The organism is Nonomuraea lactucae, from assembly GCF_003313395.1.
Classification (GTDB): domain Bacteria; phylum Actinomycetota; class Actinomycetes; order Streptosporangiales; family Streptosporangiaceae; genus Nonomuraea; species Nonomuraea lactucae.
The window spans coordinates 1-1,496 of the sequence record NZ_QNFZ01000516.1 but is presented as its reverse complement, the minus strand read 5'-3'; the positions used below and the strand labels follow the sequence as shown (position 1 = coordinate 1,496).

The window sequence follows — 1,496 nt, the reverse complement described above, 5'->3', positions numbered from 1 at the left end:
GTGAGGGCTCGGCGGCGGAGGGCGGGCGGGCGGGGCCGAGGGCCGGGCCGAGGTCGGCGCGGGCGGGGAGGAGCGCGATCACTGCCCCGGTCGCGCCGGACAGCGCCAGCGCGGCGAGGAGCGCGAGAGGGCGTGGGAGCATCCCCGGCTCCCGCTTGTGCCGCGAACCCGACATACCCCACCCCGAGTCGTCGACCGGTTACACAGAGCGCTGGCGGCAGACGTTAGCAAGGGCGGGGGCCATCGCGGGGGGCATTCTCCGGATGCCGTCCGCTCTGTGCCGATAATGGCGTCATGAAGTTGCGGATCTTTACCGAACCCCAGCAGGGTGCCACCTATGACGACCTTCTCGCCGTCGCCCAGGCGACCGAGCGGCTCGGCTTCGACGCGTTCTTCCGTTCCGACCACTACCAGCGCATCGGCGCGGGAGACCCCGGCCCCGGCCCGACGGACGCCTGGATCACGCTGGCCGGACTGGCCAGGGAGACGTCCCGGATCCGGCTGGGCACGCTGGTGACGCCCGCCACGTTCCGGCTGCCCGGCCCGCTGGCGATCAGCGTCGCACAGGTGGACCAGATGAGCGGCGGGCGGGTCGAGCTGGGTCTCGGCACCGGCTGGTTCGACGCCGAGCACAGCGCGTACGGCATCCCGTTCCCGCCGCTTGACGAGCGGTTCGGGCGGTTCGAGGAGCAACTGGAGATCATCCGGGGACTCTGGACGGCCGAGGGGCCGTACTCGTTCGAGGGGCGCCACTACCGGCTGGCCGACTCCCCCGCGCTGCCCAAGCCGGTGCAGCGCCCGCACCCGCCGATCATCATCGGCGGCTTCGGCGCCAAGCGCACGCCGCGGCTGGCCGCCGCGTACGCCGACGAGTACAACGCGCCGTTCCGCACGCTGACCGACACGGGCGCGGCCTTCGACCAGGTACGGCGGGCGACGGAGGCCGCGGGGCGCACGCTCGTCCTGTCGGCGACCCAGACCGTGTGCGTGGGCCGTGACCAGGCCGAGATCGACCGGCGCGCGGCGGCGATCGGCTCGGACCTCGGGGCGCTGCGCGAGAGCGGGCTCGCGGGCACTCCCGCGGAGGTCGTGGAGAAGATCGGCCAGCTGGCCGGACTGGGGGCCGAACGGGTGTACCTCCAGGTGATGGACCTGGCGGATCTCGACCACCTGGAGCTGATAGCGGCCGAGGTGCTGCCCCAGGTGTGATTCAGGGCACGCACCATTCCCTGACCGCTTCGACGATCTCGGCGGCCTGCTCGTACGTGACGTCGGTGAAGCGCTCCTGCGCGTCGCTCACCAGCTGGCCGCCTGGATTGCCCGCGACGATGTCCCGGCAGGTGGCGCGGGCCCGGCTGAGCGTCCGGCGCTCCTCCTCCGCCAGCCACGGGGCGATCGCGCCCAGCCGGGCCAGGAACCTCGACCGTCGCTCCCCTGCCGGGATCGGCTCCTCCCCGGGTGGCCCGGCCCGCGCCGCCGCGGGTGGCCGGGCGGCG

General features: G+C 73.8%; 2 protein-coding genes. One reads left to right on the top strand and one right to left on the bottom strand.

Features of this window, described 5'->3' with window-relative positions:
- Positions 1-294 precede the first annotated feature (294 nt).
- On the top strand, positions 295-1,209 hold the full coding sequence (locus DQW85_RS23170; protein WP_113702217.1) for an LLM class F420-dependent oxidoreductase: 915 nt from the start codon (positions 295-297) through the stop codon (positions 1,207-1,209).
- Between the two features lies 1 nt (position 1,210).
- Here DQW85_RS23170 and DQW85_RS23165 read toward each other — a convergent pair.
- The coding region (locus tag DQW85_RS23165) for a DUF732 domain-containing protein (protein ID WP_162795272.1) at positions 1,211-1,496 on the bottom strand (286 nt) is incomplete at its 5' end.